The sequence below is a fragment of the Nocardia wallacei genome, from assembly GCF_014466955.1.
GTDB classification, from domain to species: domain Bacteria; phylum Actinomycetota; class Actinomycetes; order Mycobacteriales; family Mycobacteriaceae; genus Nocardia; species Nocardia wallacei.
This window is the reverse complement of record NZ_AP023396.1, coordinates 1,846,317-1,869,367: the sequence shown is the minus strand read 5'-3', so window position 1 is coordinate 1,869,367 and position 23,051 is coordinate 1,846,317. Positions and strand designations below refer to the sequence as shown.

Annotated in this window: 24 protein-coding genes and 1 pseudogene; 6 read left to right on the top strand and 19 right to left on the bottom strand. The window is 66.6% G+C overall.

Going from position 1 to position 23,051, the window contains the following annotated elements; translation table 11 throughout:
* Positions 1-100: 100 nt before the first annotated feature.
* Both sbcD and NWFMUON74_RS08655 read left to right on the top strand, forming a co-directional pair.
* On the top strand, positions 101-1,603 hold the full coding sequence (gene sbcD, locus NWFMUON74_RS08660) for an exonuclease subunit SbcD (RefSeq protein WP_113975353.1): 1,503 nt from the start codon (positions 101-103) through the stop codon (positions 1,601-1,603).
* A gap of 55 nt (positions 1,604-1,658) precedes the next feature.
* Positions 1,659-2,270 (top strand): P-loop nucleotide/nucleoside kinase family protein, encoded by a 612-nt coding sequence (locus NWFMUON74_RS08655; protein WP_051047265.1) that lies wholly within the window; start codon positions 1,659-1,661, stop codon positions 2,268-2,270.
* Positions 2,271-2,282: 12 nt separating this feature from the next.
* On the opposite strand, the gene NWFMUON74_RS08650 is transcribed toward NWFMUON74_RS08655, so the two are convergent.
* Both NWFMUON74_RS08650 and NWFMUON74_RS08645 read right to left on the bottom strand, forming a co-directional pair.
* Positions 2,283-3,227, bottom strand: a complete 945-nt coding sequence (locus NWFMUON74_RS08650; protein WP_082393294.1) for a dihydrodipicolinate synthase family protein — start codon at positions 3,225-3,227, stop codon at positions 2,283-2,285.
* Between the two features lie 53 nt (positions 3,228-3,280).
* Positions 3,281-4,054, bottom strand: coding sequence for a class I SAM-dependent methyltransferase (locus tag NWFMUON74_RS08645; protein ID WP_043736656.1), 774 nt, complete (start codon positions 4,052-4,054; stop codon positions 3,281-3,283).
* Positions 4,055-4,166: 112 nt separating this feature from the next.
* On the opposite strand from NWFMUON74_RS08645, the gene NWFMUON74_RS08640 reads away from it, so the two are divergent.
* Entirely contained in the window at positions 4,167-4,670 is a 504-nt protein-coding gene (locus NWFMUON74_RS08640; protein WP_043736653.1) for an HIT family protein, read from the top strand.
* 237 nt (positions 4,671-4,907) lie between these two features.
* Complete coding sequence (locus NWFMUON74_RS08635; protein WP_043736650.1) at positions 4,908-5,267, top strand: hypothetical protein; 360 nt, start codon at positions 4,908-4,910, stop codon at positions 5,265-5,267.
* Positions 5,268-5,423: 156 nt separating this feature from the next.
* On the opposite strand, the gene NWFMUON74_RS08630 is transcribed toward NWFMUON74_RS08635, so the two are convergent.
* From NWFMUON74_RS08630 to NWFMUON74_RS08565, 15 genes and pseudogenes are all read right to left on the bottom strand, one after another.
* Entirely contained in the window at positions 5,424-6,125 is a 702-nt protein-coding gene (locus NWFMUON74_RS08630; protein WP_043736648.1) for an HAD family hydrolase, read from the bottom strand.
* Complete coding sequence (locus tag NWFMUON74_RS08625; protein ID WP_051047264.1) at positions 6,122-7,492, bottom strand: GDSL-type esterase/lipase family protein; 1,371 nt, start codon at positions 7,490-7,492, stop codon at positions 6,122-6,124. The genes NWFMUON74_RS08630 and NWFMUON74_RS08625 overlap by 4 nt, the downstream gene beginning before the upstream one ends.
* On the bottom strand, positions 7,489-9,213 hold the full coding sequence (locus NWFMUON74_RS08620) for a carbamoyltransferase family protein (RefSeq protein ID WP_051047263.1): 1,725 nt from the start codon (positions 9,211-9,213) through the stop codon (positions 7,489-7,491). Before NWFMUON74_RS08620 ends, NWFMUON74_RS08625 begins: the two co-directional genes overlap by 4 nt.
* A gap of 4 nt (positions 9,214-9,217) precedes the next feature.
* Positions 9,218-10,243 carry a glycosyltransferase family 9 protein gene (locus tag NWFMUON74_RS08615; RefSeq protein ID WP_067510745.1) on the bottom strand — a complete coding sequence of 342 codons (1,026 nt, stop codon included), beginning with the start codon at positions 10,241-10,243 and terminating at the stop codon, positions 9,218-9,220.
* Between the two features lie 122 nt (positions 10,244-10,365).
* A complete protein-coding gene (locus NWFMUON74_RS08610) occupies positions 10,366-11,640 on the bottom strand; it encodes a PLP-dependent aminotransferase family protein (RefSeq protein ID WP_051047262.1) in 1,275 nt (424 codons plus the stop codon).
* Positions 11,637-12,761 (bottom strand): cytochrome P450, encoded by a 1,125-nt coding sequence (locus NWFMUON74_RS08605; RefSeq protein ID WP_138456836.1) that lies wholly within the window; start codon positions 12,759-12,761, stop codon positions 11,637-11,639. Before NWFMUON74_RS08605 ends, NWFMUON74_RS08610 begins: the two co-directional genes overlap by 4 nt.
* A 152-nt stretch (positions 12,762-12,913) precedes the next feature.
* Positions 12,914-14,023, bottom strand: a complete 1,110-nt coding sequence (locus NWFMUON74_RS08600) for a hypothetical protein (RefSeq protein WP_138456835.1) — start codon at positions 14,021-14,023, stop codon at positions 12,914-12,916.
* A gap of 14 nt (positions 14,024-14,037) precedes the next feature.
* Positions 14,038-15,015, bottom strand: a complete 978-nt coding sequence (locus NWFMUON74_RS08595) for an NAD-dependent epimerase/dehydratase family protein (protein ID WP_043736640.1) — start codon at positions 15,013-15,015, stop codon at positions 14,038-14,040.
* Positions 15,012-16,376: a PfkB family carbohydrate kinase gene (locus tag NWFMUON74_RS08590; RefSeq protein ID WP_232111129.1), complete on the bottom strand. Its 1,365-nt coding sequence runs from the start codon at positions 16,374-16,376 to the stop codon at positions 15,012-15,014. The genes NWFMUON74_RS08595 and NWFMUON74_RS08590 overlap by 4 nt, the downstream gene beginning before the upstream one ends.
* Before the next feature lie 96 nt (positions 16,377-16,472).
* Positions 16,473-17,015: pseudogene (locus NWFMUON74_RS35930) on the bottom strand (D-sedoheptulose-7-phosphate isomerase); the annotation flags it as partial.
* Positions 17,016-17,107: 92 nt separating this feature from the next.
* The gene (locus tag NWFMUON74_RS08585) at positions 17,108-17,902 is read right to left on the bottom strand and encodes an SAM-dependent methyltransferase (RefSeq protein ID WP_054814843.1); all 795 of its coding nucleotides are present in this window, start codon (positions 17,900-17,902) and stop codon (positions 17,108-17,110) included.
* Between the two features lie 28 nt (positions 17,903-17,930).
* Positions 17,931-18,158 carry a hypothetical protein gene (locus tag NWFMUON74_RS08580; RefSeq protein WP_043737912.1) on the bottom strand — a complete coding sequence of 76 codons (228 nt, stop codon included), beginning with the start codon at positions 18,156-18,158 and terminating at the stop codon, positions 17,931-17,933.
* Entirely contained in the window at positions 18,158-19,126 is a 969-nt protein-coding gene (locus NWFMUON74_RS08575; protein ID WP_157227750.1) for a nucleoside hydrolase, read from the bottom strand. Before NWFMUON74_RS08575 ends, NWFMUON74_RS08580 begins: the two co-directional genes overlap by 1 nt.
* The gene (locus NWFMUON74_RS08570; protein ID WP_068048176.1) at positions 19,104-19,385 is read right to left on the bottom strand and encodes a hypothetical protein; all 282 of its coding nucleotides are present in this window, start codon (positions 19,383-19,385) and stop codon (positions 19,104-19,106) included. The genes NWFMUON74_RS08575 and NWFMUON74_RS08570 overlap by 23 nt, the downstream gene beginning before the upstream one ends.
* Positions 19,386-19,391: 6 nt before the next feature.
* Positions 19,392-19,595, bottom strand: a complete 204-nt coding sequence (locus NWFMUON74_RS08565) for a hypothetical protein (RefSeq protein ID WP_043737910.1) — start codon at positions 19,593-19,595, stop codon at positions 19,392-19,394.
* Positions 19,596-19,795: 200 nt separating this feature from the next.
* On the opposite strand from NWFMUON74_RS08565, the gene NWFMUON74_RS08560 reads away from it, so the two are divergent.
* Positions 19,796-20,575 carry an aminotransferase class IV family protein gene (locus NWFMUON74_RS08560; protein WP_043737908.1) on the top strand — a complete coding sequence of 260 codons (780 nt, stop codon included), beginning with the start codon at positions 19,796-19,798 and terminating at the stop codon, positions 20,573-20,575.
* A gap of 66 nt (positions 20,576-20,641) precedes the next feature.
* On the top strand, positions 20,642-21,577 hold the full coding sequence (locus tag NWFMUON74_RS08555) for an SUMF1/EgtB/PvdO family nonheme iron enzyme (protein ID WP_082393299.1): 936 nt from the start codon (positions 20,642-20,644) through the stop codon (positions 21,575-21,577).
* A 29-nt stretch (positions 21,578-21,606) separates the two neighbouring features.
* Here the strand turns inward: NWFMUON74_RS08555 and NWFMUON74_RS08550 are convergent, their stop codons facing one another.
* Both NWFMUON74_RS08550 and NWFMUON74_RS08545 read right to left on the bottom strand, forming a co-directional pair.
* On the bottom strand, positions 21,607-21,942 hold the full coding sequence (locus NWFMUON74_RS08550; RefSeq protein ID WP_157112997.1) for a hypothetical protein: 336 nt from the start codon (positions 21,940-21,942) through the stop codon (positions 21,607-21,609).
* Positions 21,939-22,757 (bottom strand): hypothetical protein, encoded by an 819-nt coding sequence (locus NWFMUON74_RS08545; RefSeq protein ID WP_147265986.1) that lies wholly within the window; start codon positions 22,755-22,757, stop codon positions 21,939-21,941. The genes NWFMUON74_RS08550 and NWFMUON74_RS08545 overlap by 4 nt, the downstream gene beginning before the upstream one ends.
* Positions 22,758-23,051: the final 294 nt, after the last annotated feature.

Below are 23,051 nucleotides of genomic sequence, written 5' to 3'. Positions count from 1 at the left end.
GCCGCACGAAGGCCCACCGCTGGAACTCCTTGCGGGTACCCCTGGGCACTGTGACCCCGGTCCGCGAGAGTTGTCAGTGGCGCGGAATATCCTGTCGCGCATGCGGATCCTGCACACGTCCGACTGGCATATCGGGTTCCGGATGCGTGGCATGCCCTTGCTGGCCGCTCAGCGGGTCATACTCGTCGGGGAGATCCCAGCACTCGTAGAGGAGTGGGAAGTCGATCTCGTGGTCGTCGCTGGCGATATATACGACAGAACCGATCCATCTGAGGCCGAGGTTGCTGTGTGTCAGGACGCGTTCGCCGCGATCCGAGCTGCTGGCGCGCAGCTGCTGATAATAGCAGGTAACCATGACTCACCGATCCGTCTGGGAGCCGGAGCAGTGTTCTCTGCCGCAGGCGGGTTGCACTTGGTGACCAGCGTGGCCGGCATCGGCAGGCCGGTGTTGTTCGACGACGAGCACGGGTCTGTCGCGGTGTACGGGGTTCCATGTCTGCAGTTCACTGGATCCGCGCTCGGTTGTGGTGCGGGCCGGTCGCACGCCGATCGCTGGCTTACCGCGATGACGCGAGTGCGTGCGGACCTGGCGGGCCGTCCGGAAGCGCGTTCGGTGGTGGTCGGTCATGTTCCAGTGGCCGACCCCACCGAACGCGGTCCGGAACGGTTGCGGGTCGGTAGCCGTCACACGGTCCCGGTCGAGGTGTTCGCCGGAATCGACTATGTCGCGCTCGGTGACCTACACTGGCCGCACGCGGTCTCCCGCGCGGTCCGCTACTCGGGCTCGCCTCTGCCCTATGTCTACGACTTCGGCCCGCGGCCCATCGATTTCGACCCGCCGAAATCGGTCTGCATGATCGACCTCGGCGCAGACGGGCTGACCTCGACCACCGAAGTCCCTCTACTCATGCCGTCTGGACTGGTCCGGGTCGAAGGCACCCTCACCGAGCTCACGGCCGCCACGCGGTCGCTGGACTACGTGCACGCAACGCTGACAGACGCCTTTCGGCCATCCGGGGCATGGAAGCAGCTACGCAGGCGGTTCCCGTTCCTGGTTCGCGCGGAATGGGTCGATCCCGTCACCGCGAGCGTGACTCCACTTCATCCTGATGAAGCCGAACCACACGCGTCCCTCGCCACAAGCATGCCTGTGACCGGCGAGCTTTGGCGCGGGTTCTACGGCGAAATGGACCAGCCGTGCCTACGCTGCGGCGCGCACCCTGGACGCCCCTGCTTCCAGATTCGCAGCGCCATCGGCGCCTCGACCATCAACACCTTCCATCGCGAACGCGGACTCGACGCCGCCGAACTGGCTCGGCTCGGCTATCAACCCTACGAGGTCGACGACCACGGCACCCACCGCCAGCTGTGGCGCACCGAAAGCCAGTGGCCAGTACACCGGGACGGCTGCCACACCCTACCGCCGACGCCGGCCGAACGGCCCGGCCTTGCCGAAGGTCGCCCGAACCGTCTTGGGATCTGCGCCGCACCGGGGTGCGCGGCGCCACTGAAACAGCGCCGCGGTGGCAGACCAGCACTGTACTGCTCCGGCAAATGCCGTGTTCGCGCCCACCGCGCACGCACACCGGTTCCCGCAACGTGACCAGCACGCGGCTTGAATTCGCCAGCGCAAGCAAGTGTGATGGAGTCCATCGGTGATGAAAGAACAGCAGTCGACGTCCCTGGCCGCCCTGGTCTGCGAGCAGCTCGACCAGGCGGCGGCACCGATCCGGAGCACTGGTGCGATGGTGATTTGCGGATTCCCCGCATCAGGCAAGTCCTCGGCCGCGCGGTGGCTCGCCGCGGGGATGGGCGCGGTCGTGTTGGACAAGGACACACTCGCACCGGCGTTGGAGGAGTCGGTAATGACGCGGCTGACCGGCGATCCGTTCGATCGCGATTCCGACACCTACCGCGAGGTCGTTGCGCCGGGCATCTACGACAGCCTCATCCGTACCGGCCTGACCGTGGCCACCCACCACCCGGTGGTGCTGGACGCACCGTTCCTGTCGACCATGCGTGCGGCAGGCGCCGCAGGACTTCCGTTGGGAGTTTTCATGCGACAGCACACCGAAGCTGAGGCGGACCTGCCGGTCGTGACCGTGTGGATAGACTCGCCCACCGAACAGGTTCGACAGCGGATGATCGCACGGGGTTCTGCCCGCGACGCACCCAAGTTGGCGGACTGGACTGGGTATCGGTCCGGTGTTCTCGATTCCGGAGTTCGGGAACTGGCCCGCACAGTGTGCGATCTCGTGATCGAAAACTGAACCGGATTCTGATCAGTACGCCGGGTTGTCACGGTGGAGTAGCGGAAGTATCGATCTCATGACCGTGTGGATCTCTCGCGCATGTTCGGGTGATGCTGAGGTCAGCGGTGGCCGGACTAGGGTCGGGAACCCGGGCAGCCGGGTCGACACCGCGGCTTTGGCGAAGGCGACATCGCTGATGGGTAGTCGTTTACGGGCGTCGGTGTAGCGGTCGAATTCGTGTTGCCGGGCCTGGGCACGCTCGATGTCACCGGCCGCCACCGCCGCTGCGACCGCTACCGGCAGCTCCGCGACCGGCCCTCCGGCGCCGGTGACCACCCCGGCCGCCCCGATCTCCGCGATCCGGGCCCCGATCCGGTCGTCACCGAGATACACCCGGAAGTCGGGGCCGATCTGCTGATACTCGTAGGTCAATGAGCGGTCCTTCCCGGAGTCTTTGATCCCGGTCAGCTGCGGAAACTCTCCGGCCAGCTGCGCGGCGAGCCGCGGTGGGATTGGTGCCTGGGTGTGGCGTGGGAAGTTGTACAGCAGTGTCGGGCGCAGGCAGTGCGGCAACACTGCGCGGAAGTAGGCCCCGATCCCGGTTTCGGCAGCCTCGGCGAAGAAGAACGGGTTCATCACCGCCAGCGCATCGGCGAAGTCGCTGGCGTGGCGCGCCAATTCCACGGCATCACCGACCGCGCATGCACCCACGTGCACGACCAGGACACCGCTCCACCTGCTTCGGCAGTGCTCGGCGACCTGGATCCGCTCGCGCACCGTCAGACTGGCGAATTCCCCGGTGGTTCCGTTGACCAGGACCGTCTCGACACCCGCAGCCCCAATCAGATCCAGATAGTCGCTCAACGCCGAAAGATCCAGGTGACCGCCACGTTGGTACGGCGTTACCGTAGCGACAATCGGACAGGAGAAGGATTCGGTCACGGCCCCCAGCCTCCCACGCTCTCCGCAGCGCATCGTGCGGACGAGAGGCTCGGCGAACGCCTCGGGACGTACGCCGTGCGGAGCATCTACTGTGCGCGGGCTGCGATGAGGTGGAAGAACCGTGCGGTATGGGTGTACGGAGCGCGGTGGGACAAGGTGAGTTCCAGCCGCTCGAGCTTGCTGTAGAAATCCGGGTCGGACTTGCGGGAGTCGTCGACGATGAGGTCGCAGACACAGCGGATGCCGTACCTCCCGATAACGCTCAGCTCCGCCGTGCGCAGGTCCGCCGCGACCCGGTCGGCATAGCAGGCGTGAGTTCTGGTGTCGTACGCGCCGCTGTACCGGGTGGGGCTATCCAGCAGCCACAGTGCTTCGTCCAGATCCAGGCCACGCACCGCACTCAGCAGTGGGTCGGTGTCAGCGTTGGGTGCTATCAGCGACAGCACCCCAGCCGGCCGAAGCTGGTCCGCCAGCATGGTTGCGGTGCGTTCCCTCTCCGGAAGGTACTGAAGCACGTTATGCAGTAGCACGACATCGAAGCCGTCGGTGCCCAGCGTGGCGCCGAGGGAGTCGATATCGGCCGGGTATGTGGTGATGTGGTCGCGGACGCCACGCTCGGAGGCGATCGTGTTCGCTTCGGCGAGGGACTGGGGTGAGGGGTCGGCGATGGTGACGTGGTGTCCGCGTCGAGCGAGTTCAACCGCTTCCACACCATTGCCACCACCGACATCGAGGATCTCCAGTCCTCGCTCGGCGGGCAGGTGCCGGACAAGGTTCGCCATCGCCACCGTGTACCGCAGCCTGCCCCATGGGCTGGCCTGCCATTGCTGGAACTCGCCCAACTTGTCGTCGAACATCATTGATTCAGCTCCTTCTGCTCACCGCGACCACCCCGATCAGGCGGCACCGCGCCGCGTAATTATCGTGCCGTTCCGGCGCCTTCGTGAGCAGGATCGGCGCAGAATCGTTGTCATGGAACGCATCTCGTTCGACATCGACGACTATGAACGGCGGGTTCGCTCGAAACCGTGCTTCATCTGCGCCATCGTCGCGGGACAGCACGACTCGAAGCTTGAGCAGATCGTTGCTGAGGACGATGAGAACATCGCGTTCCTGTCCCGGTATCCGACCCTGCCCGGCTACGTGCTCGTTTCGCCGAAACATCACCATGAGCATGTGGTTGACGACCTGGACGAAGACGAATATCTGCGACTGATGAGAATGGTTCGCCGCGTTGGGAGAGCACTGCAAACGGTGGTCCCCACCGAACGGCTATATATCGCCAGTCTCGGCAGCCAACAGGGCAACGCTCACCTCCACTGGCACGTTGCCGCCCTACCACCTGGAGTGCCCTACCGCGAACAGCAATTCCATGCCCTGATGGCGGAAAACGGAATACTGTCCTGGTCTCTGGAGCAGGCAGTCGAACTCGCCGGCCTCATCCGCGCCGCCTTGGCTGCCGACGGCACGAACTGAACCACCATGCGTCGAAGAATTCATATCCGCAGGTAGCTGAGTAACCGCCAAGTGTAGGACCAATCCCTAAATTGTTTTCCGATGGACTCGCGAAAAATATTGCTGTGGAAATCTTTTCGCTGAATTACCTATTGATGGTCTCCGGGCGCACATATAGCGTCGTATCCGCCAGAATTGAGACGCCCCGGCTGGTGGGCCAACACCAGACCGGGGCAGGTACGGAGAAAGGGCTCCGCAATGCAAAGTGTAATCATCTCGGTCGGGTCCGAGGTCGAAGTCGAGGCACCATACGACCGCCGTTTCCACGACGCGGCGGACGAACTCGGTGGCACACCCACCTCGGATGGTGAAGCGTGGCGCTTCTCCCGCAACGACGAAGAACGTGTCCGCCAACTATGCAGCACAATCTTCGGAGAAGACCAGGGCACGACCCCGGCGACGGACCAGCCGCTCGACCGCTCCGAAGTCGGCACCAGCGAGGCTTCGGAACTGCCTGTTGTGAGCACCCATCAACGGCGGGCGGACCTGCTCGACCGTCTCGACATGCTGCTCGACGAGGTCGCTGAGGTACATACCGCCCTGCAAGCGCTGAAGTAGGGGCTGGCCTGCCACACAGAAATCAGAGGGCTTCGACCGGTGGCCGATCAATCCACCGGCCATCGGTCGTCGGCTCTCTTCTGATGCTTCGTGTTCTTGCTGCTGCTCGGTTGAACGCTCCGGTTTGCATTTGGCAGCAGGTCTACGGTGGCTCGTTCAGGCGGACAGCTCTTCCAGCCGATATCGGGTCCATTCGATGGCGGCACCGCCGCATCGTTCGAATGCCGCGCAGTTGTCGGCGCGGTCGTCGATCAGAAGCGCCTCGCCGAAGGAGAGCCCTGCGGTGGTCAGCCAGGAGCCGAAGAAGGCTTCAGGGTCTTCGGATTTCAGTACGCCGGTGTCGCTCGAGCTGATGATGTCGTCGAATACGGCGGCAGCCTCTTTCAGCGTCTCCGTGCCTGATGGTTGTTCGTTATGACTGGACGTGACGGCGTGAAAGGTGCTGGTGAACGCGTCGATATTGTCGGTCGCCAGGACAACGGTCGAGTGGTACCGGGCGTCACGCAGTGCTCGGAGAAGCGACTGGTTTACGGGCATGTGGGCGATGTCGTGTGCGAGTTGCGTCAGGAGCTGGTCAACATCGAGGCCCGAGTGCGTGGCAGCGAGGTTGGTGAGGATGTCGCGGGAGCTGCGCTTTCCGCACATCCATTCGCGGCCCTCCCGATTGCCTGTCGTGAACAGCCGGTCCAGTTCTCGATTCAGAACAGCGTAAAGGGAGTGATCCGGATCGTCGGTAATGCTGTGCCAGAACGGTTTCCGGCACAGCACTCCGTGCCAATCGCAGAAGACGACGCGAGGAGGGTCCGCACTTCGCATAACGTCTGCGATGGTCTTGATCGCCGGGTGGGCGAGGGTCACTGGGCGTATTCCCGAGCCGCGGTCGCGCGGTCGAGCCTGTCGAGGGTGAGCAGGCCATCGAGGACTCGGTGGGCGGTGATGGCTTGGTCGGTGATGTGTCGAACGGTTTCGTCGCCTTGTTCGGAGAGGTGCACTCCGTCGGCCCACACGCTGGGTGCTTCGGCGGCTGGGGCCGTGGGGGTGGCGGGTGACCATCCGAAGCAGGTGGCGACATAGGTGATGTCGTCCCAGATGTCGACGAAGACCGCGTCGTGGTCGGCGGCGGCGCGGCGGGCGCGCTGGTTGTATTCGGTCAGATCGCCGTTGGCGGCGGCGACGTCGATGGTGGGGTCCCAGCCGATCGGGGGTTCACCGATCACGACGATCCGGCGGGCGCAGGCGCTGAGGAGCCCGAGGGCGGTGCGGATGTTGGTGTCGTATTCGCCGATGCCGACTGCTTCGCTCATCCGGCCTTGGTGGTGTCGCCAGACGTCGTTGAGGCCGACTCCGAGGACGGCGAGGTCCCATCGGCCGCCGGCGTCGACTGCGGCTCGGAGGTTGGTCAGGACGTCGCGGCTGGTTGCTCCTCCTTCGCCGTGGTTGTCGGTGGTGAAGGTGATCCATGGGTAGCGGGTGGACCATCCGGTGGTCAGGACATGGACGTAGCCGCGTTTGCGCCATTCGGTGACCGTGATCTGTTCGCCGATCTCGGGGAGATCGGCTTGGACTGCGAGGCGGGGGTTGTGGGCTTCGTAGTGTTCCATCAGGGATGTTCCGAACCAGCCGATCCGCAGTTGGGGTCGGGGGTGTTCGGGGTCGAGGGGTCCGGGGTGGCGGGCGGTGACGCGGGCGGGCGCGCCGACGGCGGTGGTGTTCGGCGGCACGGATGCGGTGACGACGGCGTTGGCGCCGATGCGGGCGTTTTGGCCGATGGTGACGCCGGCGGTGATCGAGACTTTGTTCGCGACGATCGCGCCGGGCTCGATGGTGACTGGAGCGGTGTCGAATCCGCTGGCCCACGGGGTGATGGGCTCACCCGGGGTGAGGGTGTCGGGGGTGCGGGCGCGGTGGTTGTGGTCGTGGATGTCGACCATGTTGGAGATTCCTGCGCCGCGTCCGATGTGGATGCGGGTCATGGCGGACAGGACGACGTTCTCGCCGAGGGCGGTGTCGTCGCCGATGGTGATGTGTCCGCCGGTGTTGGCTTGCAGGGTCGTGCCGCGGCGAATGCTGACACGGTCACCGATGGTGATGGTGGCGTCGGTGTCGACGACGAAGTCGACGTCGTCGGCGATGTCGCAGTCGGCGCCGATGTGTACCGCGTCGCCGTAGCGGGCGCGGACTCGGTCTGTGAGGGCAATCGAGTCGGTGTCGGTCACGCTGGTCATGATCCTTTTCTCGGTGGTCGGTGCTGTTGATGGGTGGGTGCCGATGGTGGTGTGGTGACGAGGTAGTCGCCGATCACGAGGGCGTCCAGGCCGAGTCGGGCGCCGCTGGCGAGTGCGTCGGCTGGGGTGTCGACGATCGGTTCGCCGGGGCCGTTGTAGCTGGTGTTCAATACGACGCCGATCCCGGTCTCGGCTTCGAGGGCGTGCAGGAGTCGGGCGTATTCCGGTTGGTGTGCGGGGTCGACGTGTTGTGGGCGCAGTGTGCCGTCGGCGTGGACGACGCCGGGGATCTGTTGGCGTGCTCGGGGTGTGGCCTCGTGGGCGACGATCATGAATTCTGCCGGGCCGTCGGGTGTGGTGGTCCAGCCGGTCGGGTCGAGCATGCTCGGTGCGAGGGGCCGCCAGAGTTCGCGGTGTTTGATGTCGCGGTTGATGCGGTCGCGCAGTCTGGTGGTGCGGGGGTCGGCGAGGATGCTGCGGGCACCGAGTGCCCGTGGACCGGCTTCGGCGCGGCCCTGGTGCCAGCCGATGACCTTGCCCTCGGCTATCAGGCGGGCGGCGGTCGCGGCGATATCGGGTGGGGTGGTGAAGTTCGCGCCGGCATCGTGCAGGGCGGTCTCGATGGCGTGGTTGTCGTAGGCCGGACCCAAGAAGGCGTGTGCTTGGCGAGGACCGGGCACTGTGTGGTCACCGCGGCGGTGCGCGACTTCCAGGGCTGCGCCGAGAGCGCATCCGGCATCACCGGCGGCCGGTTGCACGAACAAGGTGTCGGTGTCGGGGGTGCGGGCGAGGATGCCGTTGGTGGTGCAGTTGAGCCCAACACCGCCGGCCAGACACAGCGCGGTCGCGCCGGTTTCCTCCAGAGCGGTGGAGACGACGCTGATCAGGCAGCGTTGCAGCAGGAATTGGGCCGATGCTGCGAGGTCGGCGGCGAGGCTTTGGTGGGCGTCGTCCGATCTTGGTGCTTGGCGCGGGATTCCGGCGTCGGTGAATGCCTTGCGGTAGGCGTGGCGCAGGGCTCGGTAGTAGGTGAGGTCGGTGTAGCCGGCGGTGTGGTCGGCCTCGGGTGCGAGGCCGTAGGGGGTGAGGTCGAGGTGGTAGCCGTCGCGGGTGGGGTGCAGGAAGTTCAGGTCGATGGTCGGTTTTCCGTAGGCGGCCAGGCCCATCAGTTTGCCTGCGTGGGTCCAGTCGCCGAGCCCGGCGTGTTCGGTGGCGAATTGGTAGAACCAGCCCAGTGATTGTGTGAACGGGAAGGTTCGCAGGCATCGCAGACCGGCTCGGGTTCCGTGATGGATGCTGGTGGAGACACCGTCGCCGGAGCCGTCGACCACGATGACCGCGGCGTCGGCGACACCTGCGGGGTAGAAGGCGCTGGCGGCATGGGCGAGGTGGTGGCCGACGATGGTCAGTCGACGTGGTCTTTCCGGGCCGGTGCCGAGCGGTCCGAGGAGTTCAGCGATTAGGTCTGGGTCGGTGATCTCATCGGCGGGGTTCGGCCAGTACGGGTTCCAGGCCACCGCGATCTCGTCGATATCACCGCACCGGATTCCGGCCTGGGCCAGGCACCATGCGGCCGAGGAGGCGGCCGAGCGGGAATCGCGGTGATGCTTGATTCGGGAGAACCGTTCCTCTTCGGCGAACGCGACGGGTTGGCCGTCGGCGACGAGGCAGGCGGAGGCGTCGTGATGGTAGGGGCCGCCGAGCCCGAGCACGTATCCCACGCGGTCAGCCCTCCCGCACGGCGGCTGTGGACAGTGAGTTGCGGACCGCGCCATGGACGTCGGCGACCGTGATGGTGTCCATGCAGCCGCCGATCCCGCCGCAGGTGACCCGGTGTGCGCACGGGGAGCACGGCAGAGTCGACCGCAGCGCGGTGACATTGTCGGCGTGTTTGGGGATGACTTCGGCGCCGTTGCTCGGGCCCAGGAGCAGCACCACCGGCAGGTCGTAGGCGAGGGCGAGGTGGAATCCGAGGCTGTCGCCGGTCACCATCGCGTCGCAGAAGTCCGGGACCGCGGCGAATTCCTGCAGGGTCATGGCGTCGTGACGCACTCGGCCCACTCCGGTGTCCAGTTCTCGTAACAGCTGGTGGCAGGTGCGGGCGTCGGCGGGGCCGCCGGTGATGACCAGCCGGTGCCCGTCGCCGAGCAGTCGCCGCCCGAGGTCGGCCCAGTGACCGGTGGGCCACAGCTTGGTCGTCTTGGAGCCGCCGACGTTAAGGCAGACCCAGCCGCCGCTGGTACCTAGCCGCGCGGCGACGCGGGCTTTGGCCGCGTCCGGCACCGACAGCTGGTAGGGCTCGCCGGTGTAGATGTAGCCGGCGACCTCGAAGTACAGCTCGGTCCACGTCTTACTGTTTCCGCTGGTGCGGAAGTCGTTCCAGGTGTTCATGGCGAAGAAGTGCCGGGCCGCTGTGCCGATCGGATAGAGGCTGTTGTTCTCGCCGCCGTAGGCGAGGCCGGCGTGGTGCTCGGCGCTGATCCGGGGCACGAGCCCGGCCACGGCGGGGTGGCGTTCGAAGCTGTAGACGGCGTCGTAGTGTTCGGCGAGCACTGTGTGGGCGGTCTCGGTCTCCCAGGTCAGGACGCGGTCGACGTGCGGGATCATCTCCACGATGGGGGCGGATTCGGCGCCGACGAGCCAGGTGATGTGTGCGCCGGGGTGTTCGGCTTTGATGCGGGCCGGTAGTGGGGAGGCGATGAGCATGTCGCCCATCCGTTTGAGCATCACGATCAGGATGCGGTGGGTCACCGGGTCATACAGTGTGCACCCTGGGCAAGGACGCCAGTGCTTGCACGGCAGGCCGCCGATGAAATGACGACAGTCGGGTCGCCAGAAGAAGTCGCTGGTGGTCAGTGGCAGATCAGTGGCGTTCATGAAGTCCTCTCTTCCTGCCGCCACGCTCGGCGCAGCACCTCCTGCGCCGTATGGTCGGCCGCAGCGGCGTCGCCGATGCCGTAGCGGATGCGCAGGTCTGCGACGTTGCGGGCGACCTGTTCAGGGTGATCGCGGTGGATGAGTACGCGCGCCATGAGCGCGGCGAGTTCGTCGAAACCCGCGGCGTCGAGACCGGCGAAGGTCAGTTCCTGTGCTCCCAGCCGCAGGCCGGGCTCGGGCAGGTAGGGCAACGGGATGGCGTTGACGACGATCCTGGCCTCATACAGCAGCCGTGAGGCAGTATCAGCCGGGCACGTGGGAGCGATGTCGATCCACACCTGGTGTGATCGGGTGTATCCGTGGTCGGCCGCGCACACGGTGAACCCCTCTGCAGCGAGGGCGTAAGCCAGGCGGCGGGCGTGGGTGACGGTCGCGGTCGCGTAGTGGGTGGCATGGGCGGTCATCCATGCCGTCGAGATCGCCAGCGCGGCGACGTCGGCGGGGTGATGGTGCGATATCCATCCGGCGGCGTGGGTGTCGATCTGGTGGGCGAGGTTCGGATCGTTGGTGGCCACGATGCCCTTGCCGACCGGACCGGGCCAGGTCTTGTGGACGCTGCCACCGAGGCTGTCGGCGCCTTCGGTTAGGGGGTTCTGGAACGCGCCGCCCGCGATCAGGCCGAGGGTGTGCGAGCCGTCGTAATGGATCACCGCGTCCTCGCCGACCGCGGCCCGGATGCCGGCGATGTCATGGGGGAACAACGCCATGAACGAGTCGAGGTACACCAGCACGGGCCCGCTGGTCCGGCGGGCCTGGGAGGCCAGCAGCTCGAGGTCGACGCCCATAGTGGCTGGGTCGACGGGCAGGGGCTGCCAGTTCAACCCGAACCTGTGTGCGACGAACTGTGTCGAGCCGTGACCGCCATCGGCTTCGGCGAGGCTGAGCACGGTGTGTGCCGGCCCGGCCAGCGCCGAGAGCGCCACCGTCATCGCCGACAATCCCGAGACGGGTTTGGTGTTCACATGCTGGGCGCCGAGGAGTTCTCCGATGGCGTGGGCCGCTACCGATTCCAGCTCGGCGAGTTCGTCGCGTCCAGGCCACGCCCAGTGCGTGTCCTCGGCGCTGCCGAAGCAGTAGCGGACGGCGGCAGCGCTCACATACGGCAGCCGGGCGTCGGCGGGCATCTGGTTCTCGCTGGCGATCAGATGAAGCCGGGCTGCTGTCGCGGTTTCGAACCGGGCGAGCCGGTCGACGATGTCGTCGATGTTCACCGGCCAGCCACCTCCCTTGTGCGTATGCGGGCTTCGACCGGCCCCGCTGGCGCCCGGACCGGCTGGAATCGGCCGACCTCTGGTCGTCGGGCCGGCAGGTCGATCCAGTGTTCGGCCAGCACAGCCGCCGCCAGCAACAGTGTCGTGGCCTCGGCGAACCCGCGACCTGCACAGGCGTGCGGGCCGCGTCCGAACGCGAGCAGCCCCGCGGCGCGGCGCCTGCCCTCGGCACTGCGAAAGCGTTGCGGGCAAAACGCTTCCGGGTCCGGATATTCCTGCGGTAGAAGGTGGGTGACGGGAGCGCTGTAGGCGACGTGCCAGCCTGCTGGGACCAGATAGCCGCCGAGCGTCACCGGCGTAGTGGCCCGCCGGGTCGCGATCGTGTTGGGTGTATGGACTCGGGTGCACTCGGTCAGCACGTGCCGCAACTGCGGGATAGCGCCGTGCTGGAGCACCTGCAACGGGTTCTCGACCAGACTGCGGGCTTCAGCGGTGAGCGCGGTGGCGAGCTGGTCGTCGAGCGCGCACTCGACCAGCAACCAGGTAACCAGGCTGGCGGTGGTTTCTCGCGCGGCGATCAGCAGGGCCAGCAGATGATCAGCCAAGCTTCCGCCCGGGGCGTGACCGGCGGCGACCAGCTTCGAGGTCACCGACTCGGCCCTGCCCTCTATGCGCACTGCGGGCGATTCGAGCAGGGCGCGCAGTTCCTCGGCGGCGGCGAGTGCGGCGGCGTATGCCGGGTCGCTGCCGGTCGTGCGGGTCGGTGGGAGTTCGGTTCCGGCGACGAATCGGTCGAACAGGTCCGGCACCCGCTGTGCGATGGGGTCGTCGACGGCCAGGCCGATGATCGCGGCCAGGCACACTGCCATCGTGTAGTCGCGCGCCGCCTGATAGAGCTCGATGGTCGGCAGGGTGGCCCATTGGGCGACATGGCGGTGCGCAATAGCGCCGATTGTCGGCAGGTAGGCGGTGACCGCACCGTGGCGCAACCCGGTCGACAGGAAACTGCGCGCCCGCAGGTGTTCGGCACCGTGGAGGGTGAACACCGCTCTGCGGAACAGCGCCTGCACCGCCGCAGTGTTGTACACCCTCAGCGTGCCTGCGCGTTCCTGGTCGAACATCTACCGCACCGAGTCCGGCCCGATGCAGAACACCGTCGGCGGCCCCGTCGTTGAGCCGACACCAAAGACGGGGCCATGCCGAGCGTGCGCAGCAGCCAGAATCTGCGGCAGGTGCGACCCTGGTGGTGGTTCGGCGATGGTAGGTGGCGGTTTCACGGGGTGGCCTCGCCGACGTCGAGGGATGCCGCGGTGCGGGCAAGGATCGCGTCATGGTCGAGGTCGACCGCTCGTATGTCAGGCCGGCAGTCGCAGGTGACGGGCAAATCGGCGAGGTCACCGGTGACGCTGTAGGACACCAGCCCGTCGACGATGCCGTTCGCGCAGCGCTCGCAGGAGTCCGGGTACACCGAGTCGAAGTCTGTGCCGCGCATGTTGATACAGGCCACCCGCACCGCCGCTTTGGCGTGCGCGCCGCGCACGGCGTCGACGACGGTCCACAGGTTCGGCGCCTGGTAGTGCCCGCGTTGGTAGAGCCACCACGCCACGGTGTTCGGTGCCAGCCTCGTCGGGCACACGGTGACTCCGCCGATGCCGAGCGAGGCCACGTACTCGGTGGAGGAGATCACGTCGGTGATGGCCTCGCCGTCGGTGAGGAACGGGGGCTTGATCATCAGGTACACCTTGGGAATTACGTGGTGTGCCTGCATCAACGCCACCGCGTCTTCGAACGACTCACGGGTGATTCGGGTGTTGACCAGGGTTTCGCGGACCAGCCGGTCGGCCGATTGCAACCCGATTCCCACCTCGAGCTCGACATCGCCGAGGGCCTCGACGAAAGGTGCCAGGGTCTCGGGCGTGAGGAATTGGGGCAGGCTTTCGACGACCAGGCGGCGCACACCAGTGACCGCGACGCGGCGGGCGATATCGAGCTGGACCTCGGCCGGTACCTCGCGGCGGGCGAAGAACGACCCGTCGTTGTAGAGGGCGAGCATGTCGTAGTCCGGCTCGTCATCGGTGCGTGCCAGCAGCGTGGCGACCTGCTCGCGCAAGCCCCGGGGGTTCGCGCCGTGCAGGCCGAAGTTGTTGTAGTTGGTGAACGGACACATGGTGCAGGTCGGCACCGAACAGCCGCCCGACATCAGGATCGCCTTCTTGCGGCCGTAGGTGGTGCCGTCGGCATCGCGGACGGTGTCGTAGCTGATGTACCGCGGCTCTTGGAGGTGCTCGACCGCGGTCACCTCGCGCAGCGACCGCGACAAGGCCGTGAGCCGGTGGCGTAGCGCCTTCTCGCCAGCGAGCACGCCGGTTGTGCTGGTAGACATTGCGTTTCCTCCGATCACAGGGACTTCACAAGCTCGCCGACGCCGAAGGTTTCGGCGCGGGCGTGGTCGAACAGGTCGCGGGCGTACCGGTGGATCACCTCGGTGTCCACCGGCTCCAGGCCAGGCAACGCGGCGCGCAGTCGCCGCATATCGGCGCACGTCCAGTACTGGTAGCGGTCACGGATCGGGTTCGGCACCCCCACCAGCGGCACCGGTGCGCCCGCCCACTCCGTACACCAGCCCAGCAAGGTCTCGAACCGGATCGCGGTCCCGGAACCGAGGTTGTAGACGCCTGCGACCTGCGGGGTATCGAGCAGCCGCACCAGCGTCGACACCAGCACCTGCACCGGCAGGTAGTCCCGCGCGGCGGTCAAGGTGTCGTCGAACAACCGGACCGGCCGCCGCGCCGCCACGGCCGTGACGATCTGCCACAGAATCGAGGCCATCGAGCTTTTGGATTCCTCGCCGGGACCGAAGACGTTCGTGTAGCGCAACCCCACGCAATCCAGGCCGAACACCGCCGCGCGGCGCAGCATCGACTGATCCAGGACGAGTTTGGATTTCGCGTAACAATTCAGGGGGCCCGAGCAGCGCCCACGATCCTCGGTGTCGGATTCGCGGGACGACGCCCCGTGCGGCACCACGCCGTACACGCTGCCCGAGGAGGCATACACCAGTCGTGTCCCGGAGTCGGTGCATGCGCGAGCCAGCCGCAGCGGCACCGTGGCGTTGGCCCACCGCAACCGCTCGTCATCTGCGGCGAGGGTGTCGCTGACCGCTGCCTGGTGCACGACCACCGCGAACTCCCCTCCAGCGATCCGAGCCAGCACAGCTGGGTCGGCAGCGTCCACGGTGATCGATTCCCACGGCCACGCCGTAGCCGCGGGATTCTGGTCGACTCCGGTCACCGTCCACCCGGCCGCATGCAGACCGGTGGCAACATGCCCGCCGATGAACCCGGCCGTCCCGGTGACCAGCACGGAGCGGGTCATGGCTGCATCACCCGCCCGGCGACAGCGCGTTCGATCAGCTCGCTCGTCGACACCCCTTCCAGGTACGGGCCGACGACAACTTGGCCGCCATGACGTTGCACCACGGCCGTTTCGGGTAGTTCGGTCGCTCCGTAGTCGCCGCCTTTGACCCACACATGCGGACGCAACCTTTCCAACAGCGCAGCCGGGGTGTCCTCGTCGAACACCAGCACCGCGTCGACGAAGGAGAATGCTGTCAGCATCGCCGCCCGCTGCGCTTGCGGTACCAGCGGCCGGTTCGGTCCCTTCAAATTGGCCACCGACGCGTCGCTGTTGAGCAGCACGATCAAGCAGTCGCCCATGGCGCGAGCGGCCTCCAGCAGCTGTCGGTGCCCGTCGTGCAGCACATCGAAACAGCCGCCGGTGGCCACCACCCGGCCACCGGCTGCGTGCACCCGATCGGCCACAGCGAACCCGTCACCCGCGCCATCCGGTCGCGGGTGGTTGCCCGCCGTAGCGCGTTGCCCGGCGACGTAGTCGGCCGCCGCTGTGACGGCGCGTTGCACAGCTGTCGACATTGTGCGATTACCGATCAGTTCACCGAGCAGCCTCACGGCGAACCGATCACCCGCCCCGCAGGTATCGCCTTGCTCCCGGCGTGGGGCCGGGAATACGTGCGCGGGATCGGTGTCGGCGCCGACCAGGACAGCGCCATCGGCGCCTCGGGTGACCACCGCGTACTGGCATCGCCATCGTGATCGAAGGCTGCGCGCCCGGCGGACATCGCTGTCGAGGTCGCCGGCCGCTCCGTCCTCGGCGGTGAGCAGATCGGCTTCCTCCGCATTCGGGACGATGACGCTCACCCCGTCGGTCGGTGCCGGGCCGTGACGATGGGGATCCCACACCACCGGCACACGCCGCGCCACGGTGGCCAGCAGTACTCGCAGTCGTGGTTGGGCGGCTACCCCGCGCCCGTAGTCGGCGACGAGTACGCCTTGTGCCTCGACAAGGGCGTGCGCGACCTCTGGGGGCGGATCGCCCACCGGCACCGCCGGATCGGAGTCGTCGACCATGACCAGGGTCTGTCCGCGTGCCCGCATCCGGATCTTCACCGGGGTCGGCGCCTCGATGCCCAGATCGATCACCGACACCCCCGCCTCGGTGAGGTCGCTGAGAATCCGCAGGCCGGGCTCGTCGGCGCCGATCGCGGTCACCAGCGTGACCTCGCAGCCATCGTGGGCGGCAAGGATCGCGGCCAAGCCTGCCCCGCCTGGTCGCCACTGCCGTGACACCGCGCTGAGCACCGGCACTGGCGCTTCCGGCGATACCCGCGTGACCTCACCGCACCAGTCACAGTCGGCCAGCACGTCACCGACAATCACCAGGCGCCGAGCGTGCTCAACCGTCGGCGGCGGGACGGACTCGGCGGTCTCTGCTTCGGTCGGCTGCGACGTCGACGGGGCGGATGCCAAAGCCGCATCGACCGCCGCACACAGTTCGTGCGCGATCAGAAGGTGGCATTCTTGAATGGTTGAGGTCGCCGACGAATCGACTGACACCACCTCGTCGCATACTCGCGCCAATACGCTGTCAGCGGGACCGGTCAAGGCGAAGGTGAGCATCCCTAGCTCGTTCGCCTCTGTGGCGGCAGCGATCACGTTCGTGCTGCACCCGGAAGTGGAAATCGCGATCAACACATCGCCCTCCCGACCGTGTGCACGGACCTGCCGGGCATACAACTGGTCGAAGCCGTAGTCGTTGCCGATCGCAGTCACCACCGCGGAGTCAGTGGTGAGCGCGAGCGCAGCGAGTGGGTTGCGCTCCGTCTCGAACCGGCCCACCAACTCAGCAACCAGGTGCTGCGCCTGCGCGGCGCTTCCACCATTTCCGACGGCTAGCACTCGCCCGCCGCGCCGTAGTCGGCTGGCTACCATCTGGCCCCACGACCGGACCTTGTCCAGATCGGTGCGTTCCAGGGCTTCGGACAACTTCGCGACGCGATCCGCGCCGGATTCGTTCATCTGTCTCCCCGCCTCGATCATGGTTACGGATCTCCTTGTCCATCAGCACATTTGATGCTCATTTGGGTTGGCGTTCGCCGGGGCTCACCTCGTCATCGCAGTCGCCCGACGGCGGCGCGGCAACACAGGTCGTCGGCCTGCGGCGGCTCCCAGCCGAGGTTGCGGGCACGACGCTGGTCGACGTCGTGGGGTGACCACCAACGGTGTGGCGCAACCAGCCCAGGTTCGACGAGGTCATAGCCGGCCAGCAGTGCCGCGACCTCGTCGCGACTGCGAGAACGGAATTCGATGCCGAATCCGGTGTAGATATCGGCCGCGCGGTCGACGGGGCCGGGATCAGCGTCACGTGTGATATGGCTGAGTGCCAGGAACGAGCCGCTCGGCAGCATGGTCGTGACCGCGTCCACGACCATGCCCGGGTCGGGCAGGAATTCGGCGACGAACGACAGACACACCGCGATCGGCTCGCTCGGATCCATGGCAGCGGTGATCTCGGTGACGAGGGCGTCGGTGTCGCTCAGATCGGCGTGGACGAATTCAGTTTGTTCGTCGGCGAGAAATACTCGGCCGTGGGCGGCGACCACCGGGTCGTGATCGACGTAGACCATGCGTGCGGTCGGCGCGCAGTTGCGGGCTACCTCGTGCAGGTTCGGCGAGCATGGGTAGCCGCTGCCGAGTTCGACGAACTGCCGTACCAGCTGTTCACTTGCCAGGTACCGCACGGCCCGCAGCAGCCACAAACGTGTCGCGCGGGCCGCGACCAGAAAGGCGCGGGAGTGGGTGATCAGCTTGTGACCGGCCTCGAGGTCCACCAGATAGGCGTCTTTGCCCGCACCCAACAGGACGTCGTGAATGCGTCCGCTGTGTGCCTGAGACGGATCGAGCACGATCGCCTCATTGTCTGCGCGACGGGGACTAGTCATCTGAGCTCGCCTCTCCGATTTCACTGGCCGCAGTCCCGAGCTGTTCATCGATTCGGTTGCGGACACCGCAGCTCGGTGAGCAGTACTGGTGCAGCGTCTGGGCATGCAGGGCCTGGCCGTAGGTCAGTGCGCCGGGGTCGGCGAAGCAGTCGCCGATATTGGATTGGGTGTGTGTCAAGGTGGCCGGGTTCAGGTGCCCTCGCACCAGGCTGTCGGCCATTACCGGGTACCGATCGGCATGGCGTGCCCGGTGGCCACGGGTCGGGTGTTCCCCGGCTTATGCCCGATCAAGGCGGGGTCGTATCGCATCCCGACCTCGAGAGCATGCTGCACCACCGTGGTGACCCACGCCCGAAACGCCGCATAGTCCGCCGCCACCGACATGGACAGGGCCACACCGTCGGGGTTGTCGTACATGCGCGCGTCCGGCGCCACCGTCACGTGATGGGTGGCGAACTCGACGAAGCCCATCCCGGCCGCAGCGGTCACGGTCAGCGGGTCGGCCGCCATCGACGCGGAACGTTCCCCGGCGAACCATCGGTCGTAGCCCGCAGCGACGAGTTTCGCCCACTTCGGCGCGTTGGCCGCCGCGAGCAGCTGATACACCTCGCTGTCCGCGTCGATCGCGGTCTCGGGGGTGAAGGTGACATCGGAGGTCACCAAGGCTACGTCCAGATCGGGCGCGGTCAGCACCGTCCGGGCGCTTGCGGGGTCCATGCGCAGGTTGTGCGAGGCACGATCGGGCCGTCTGTACAGATGGGCGAAGCCGCCGCCCATCTGCATGATCGTCAGCCGCCGCGCCAACCCCGGTGCGTCGGCGTAGAGGTGGGCCAGGTTGCTCATCGGTCCCTGACCGATCCACGCCGCACGCCCGGTCTCGCCCAGCACCGCGCGCACGGCGTCGATTACCGACCCGGTCACCGGCGCCGAGACTGGCGGGAATCCGGCGGGCACCAGACCGTCGCACACCCATCGCGCTTGCGCGCCCTCGATTTCCGCGCCGGCGACCACCACGACCCCGGTTCGCCCGCACAAGTTCAGCAGGAACCGCGCCAGCCTTGCGCGTTGACCGCCGCCGAATTCGTCACTGGTCACCACCAGCCGCAGCGGCAGCGCCGCCGCAGCGAGGATGAGCGCCAGCAAATCGTCCGGGTCGTGCCCGACATCAGTGCAGATAATGGCGGGCATGCGGTCCATCGGCCGCATGCCAGGCCGCATCGGTGCTCGTATCGAGTCCATCAGTGTGGTCGTCCCTTCTGCTGGGTAGGAAAAGCCGCTGGTACGGAAGTTGTTTCATCTCGTCGGTCGCCAGATCGTCGACCGTCACACGCGCCAGTCCCTGTCGTGTTGCTTCGGCGGCGAATGCCTCTGCGGCACACCGCTCTGCTCGGTAGTGCTGTACCGGCACTCCCGGGATGTCGAAGTCAACGACCAGGCGGCGCTCCATGGCGGATCAATCGGCCGCAGGGTCGCCGGTCCATAGCGGTAATTGCTCAGCGACCCGTCGCATCGTCGCCTCGTCGCACGAGAACGACCGCGCTAGCGGGCCGCCGGACTCGTCTCGGGCGACGATGACCGTTGCCAGCGCCTCGCCCAGCCGCTCGAAATGCGTGGGCAACGTCGCTCCTGGATTACGCTGCGGCAGATCGTCGGTCATCACTGAACCCCTTGCGCATGTATCGAGCGGCCTGGCCGGGCACCGAACCCGGCCCTGCCCTCGGTGGTTTCCATGAACCTCAGAATCGGTGTGCGGGCGCTTGGCCGGAACTGTCGCTTCACGGCGTTGCACTGACGTTTCGCTGACGTTGAGCACCCAGCGCTGCTTCCAGGCAGGCCGGTCGATGACAGACTGGCCCCATGGAACTCAACGGGTCGCCGATCACCGAGTCCGATCTCGCTGCATTGGGTTTGGTCGGGTACGGGCACTTCACGTCCATGCGGGTCGAGAACCACGCTGTTCGCGGACTCAGCCAGCACATGGACCGACTCATCCGCGACTGCCGCACCGTGTTCGACACCGAGCTCGACCCCGACCGGGTACGCGAACTCATCCGTCACGCGCTGCCGGACACGGCGTCTCCGGTGGTTGTTCGCGTCACTGTGTTCGACCCGCACCTCGGGCTCGGCAAACCTGGAGCCGACGCCGACCCGCAGATCCTCGTCACCTCGCGGGAGGCTCCCGCCGTCCCGCAGGCCCCGCTGACTTTGCGGTCGGCCGTCTACACCCGCGACCTGCCCAAAACCAAGCATGTCGGGTTGTTCGGCAGTCTCTACCAGCGTCGCCTCGCGCAACGCGATGGCGCTGATGACGTCCTGTTCACCCTGGCCGATGGGACCATCACCGAGATCGCGACCTCCAATATCGGTGTGATCTCCGATGGCCAGCTGATCTGGCCGCAGGCCGAGGTACTTCCCGGCATCACGATGCGCCTGCTCAGCCAGACCCTCGATGAGGACGTCGTCGTCAAACCCATCACGCTGGCCGAACTGCCGCATGTCGACGGCGCGGTCGCGACCAACGCAGCGGTCGGCGTTCGCGCCATCGCCCGCATCGACAACGTCGACCTGCCCGTCGACCATGAGATGATCGCCAGGCTCCGGACAGAGTACGAATCCATTCCCCCGCAACGCATCTGACCTGCTTTGCGCCACTATTGTGACTAGGCTCGGAACCCACCGCTCGGGGAAGGGAGCACACAGGCGATGGGCATCGTGGTCCGCAGCTGGACCGGCGCCGAAGCGCGCGCACTGCGAGACGCACGGCGAATGAGTATCACCGAATTCGCCGCACACATCGGCGTCAATCCTCGGCTGATCTCCCGCTGGGAGGCCGGCGGCAAGAACATCCGCCCCCGCCCGGTCAACCAAGCAGCACTCGACACCATCCTGGCGCGGCTGGGCAGCGACGAACTGACCCGGTTCGTCGAAGCGATATCCCCGGCCGTCCTCAGCGACGCCCGCGATACCGACGTACCTGAGCAACGCACCGACACCCGCCATCCCGCTGACGGCAAGCTCATGACCTGGATTCCCGAAGGGATCTACCTCGCGGGGCCACAGGACCAACCCGTATGGGTGGCTGGGTACTGGATCGATGTCTTCCCGACCACCAACGCGGATTACGCGAGATTTGTGGCGGCCCAAGGGTATTCCGCACCCCACCACTGGGGCGGTCCGGCTCCGGCCCGTGAGATCGCCGATCACCCGGTGGTCTGGGTGAGCCGGGACGACGCCGCCACCTATGCCCGATGGGCCCAGAAGTCCCTGCCGACCAGCCAGCAGTGGGAGAAAGCTGCTCGAGGTACCCGCGGCAACGTCTGGCCCTGGGGAAACCAACCGACCCCAGCCAAATGCAATATTCGCGGTTCCGGCCCTGGCACGACAACCCCTGTCGCGACCTACGCCAGCGGTGTCAGTCCATTCGGTGTATACGACCTCGTCGACAACACCTGGGAATGGACCGCCACCGAAACCACCAGCGGCCGGTACGAACTCAAAGGCAGTGCCTTCACCAGCCCCTTCGACCGAGGCGAACCGTCGGCATTCAACGACGCCGCGCATTCGATGCTCGACGACGACACCGGATTCCGATGTGTCGCAACCGGCCTCGCGAACGAGGCGGACCAAGTCGACCGATAGCGGATACTCCGTGTGGCCCGCGAGAGATGTCATCGGATCTCCCGCAGGCGATCGGGGCGCGATATCAACCGCGTCCTGCCTTCACCCTGGGGCCAGCACACGCCCCGATCGACCGACCACACCTCAGCTGTGCGCCGGGCGGCGGGAATCCACGCGCCCAAGTGGGCTTCCGACGGAATCATCACCAAATCGACCGAGTCGGGCAGATTCGCGAGCAGCCGGACCAAGCCTTCGCTGGAGTCGCGAAACACGATCTCGTCCAGCTGGATGCGGTGCACGCGCGCCAGCGCCCTGATCCCCGCAGCCACCGTTTCGGCCGCCACCCCCGCGATATCGCGACGGACGATCCCCAATGCCCGCCTCATGATGCTCGCCCCGCCGCCAGCGGTGACTGACCAGGCTCGATCGGCAGCCGGATCCAAGAGATTCGGGCGCCCCCGCGTAGCGAGCGTCGGCCAGCCGCTGCCGGGCCAAGTACGTCGGGACCGATCGGTTCGAGAGAAAGCATCGGCGACCGAAGAACCTGCACCTCCAACGCCGGGCCCCGAAGCAACAGCCACACCGTCAGAACGATCGACTCGGTCAGATTCGGCAGCGTGGCTGTGAGATCGGCGAAGATCGGCGGATTGCCGCCGCTGTCTGCGGGTATGAAGTCGGACAGAGCAGATAGCACGAAGTGTTCGACGTCGTCGACCATGTGCCGCAGCCTGGCTCTCGACAGGGTATTGAGGATGTCCATGCGGGCCTCCTCCACTACAGTCACCGAACCGGTCCGCAGCAGGAGTCGAGCCAACGTGCGCTCACGCGGCAGGACGACGCTGCGGCGAAATCCGCTCAGCACAACCGACCGGTTGCTCAGGTCCAAACACCACACACGCAAGCCGTCGACGGCATCGAGATCGTGGAGGAACTTCGTCCGCTGCTGACTACGGCCCGCAGTCAAATGCGCTTCGGACGGAACGGCGACATCGCGGGCACCGGTCGATTCGATGGCCCGCATCAACTGCCACAACGCACCGGTCCCCGCGCCCGTCTCGCAGAAGAGGGCCGCGATATTGAACCCGTTCAGCCCAGCCAGATCCCGCAGTCGATGTTCGACATCGCTCTGGTGGTCACCGAGCAGTTCCTTGCGCAGGTACCCGTACATCAACGACGGTTCTCGGTCCGCGTTCGACAACACCCGCGCTCACCTCCGCTCGCCCGGTAGCCAGATCCGCGCACGACGCGGTGGGAGATCAGGAATGGTGCAGGTGACACCCAGTACAACCGCGAGTTCATGGACGGTCAGCCCCAGCGCGTCAGCACCGAAGCGGATATCTCTCCAGCGGGGATCGCCGGGTGGAGGCGCAGCCTGTAGTGCCTCACCCGCATGAACAGCCGCATTCGCGGCCAGGGTGTCCACCGTCCTGCCCTGCATCCACGGCAACGTCCACGACTGTTGCCCGACATACCACGCGGACAGCCGGTCAGTATC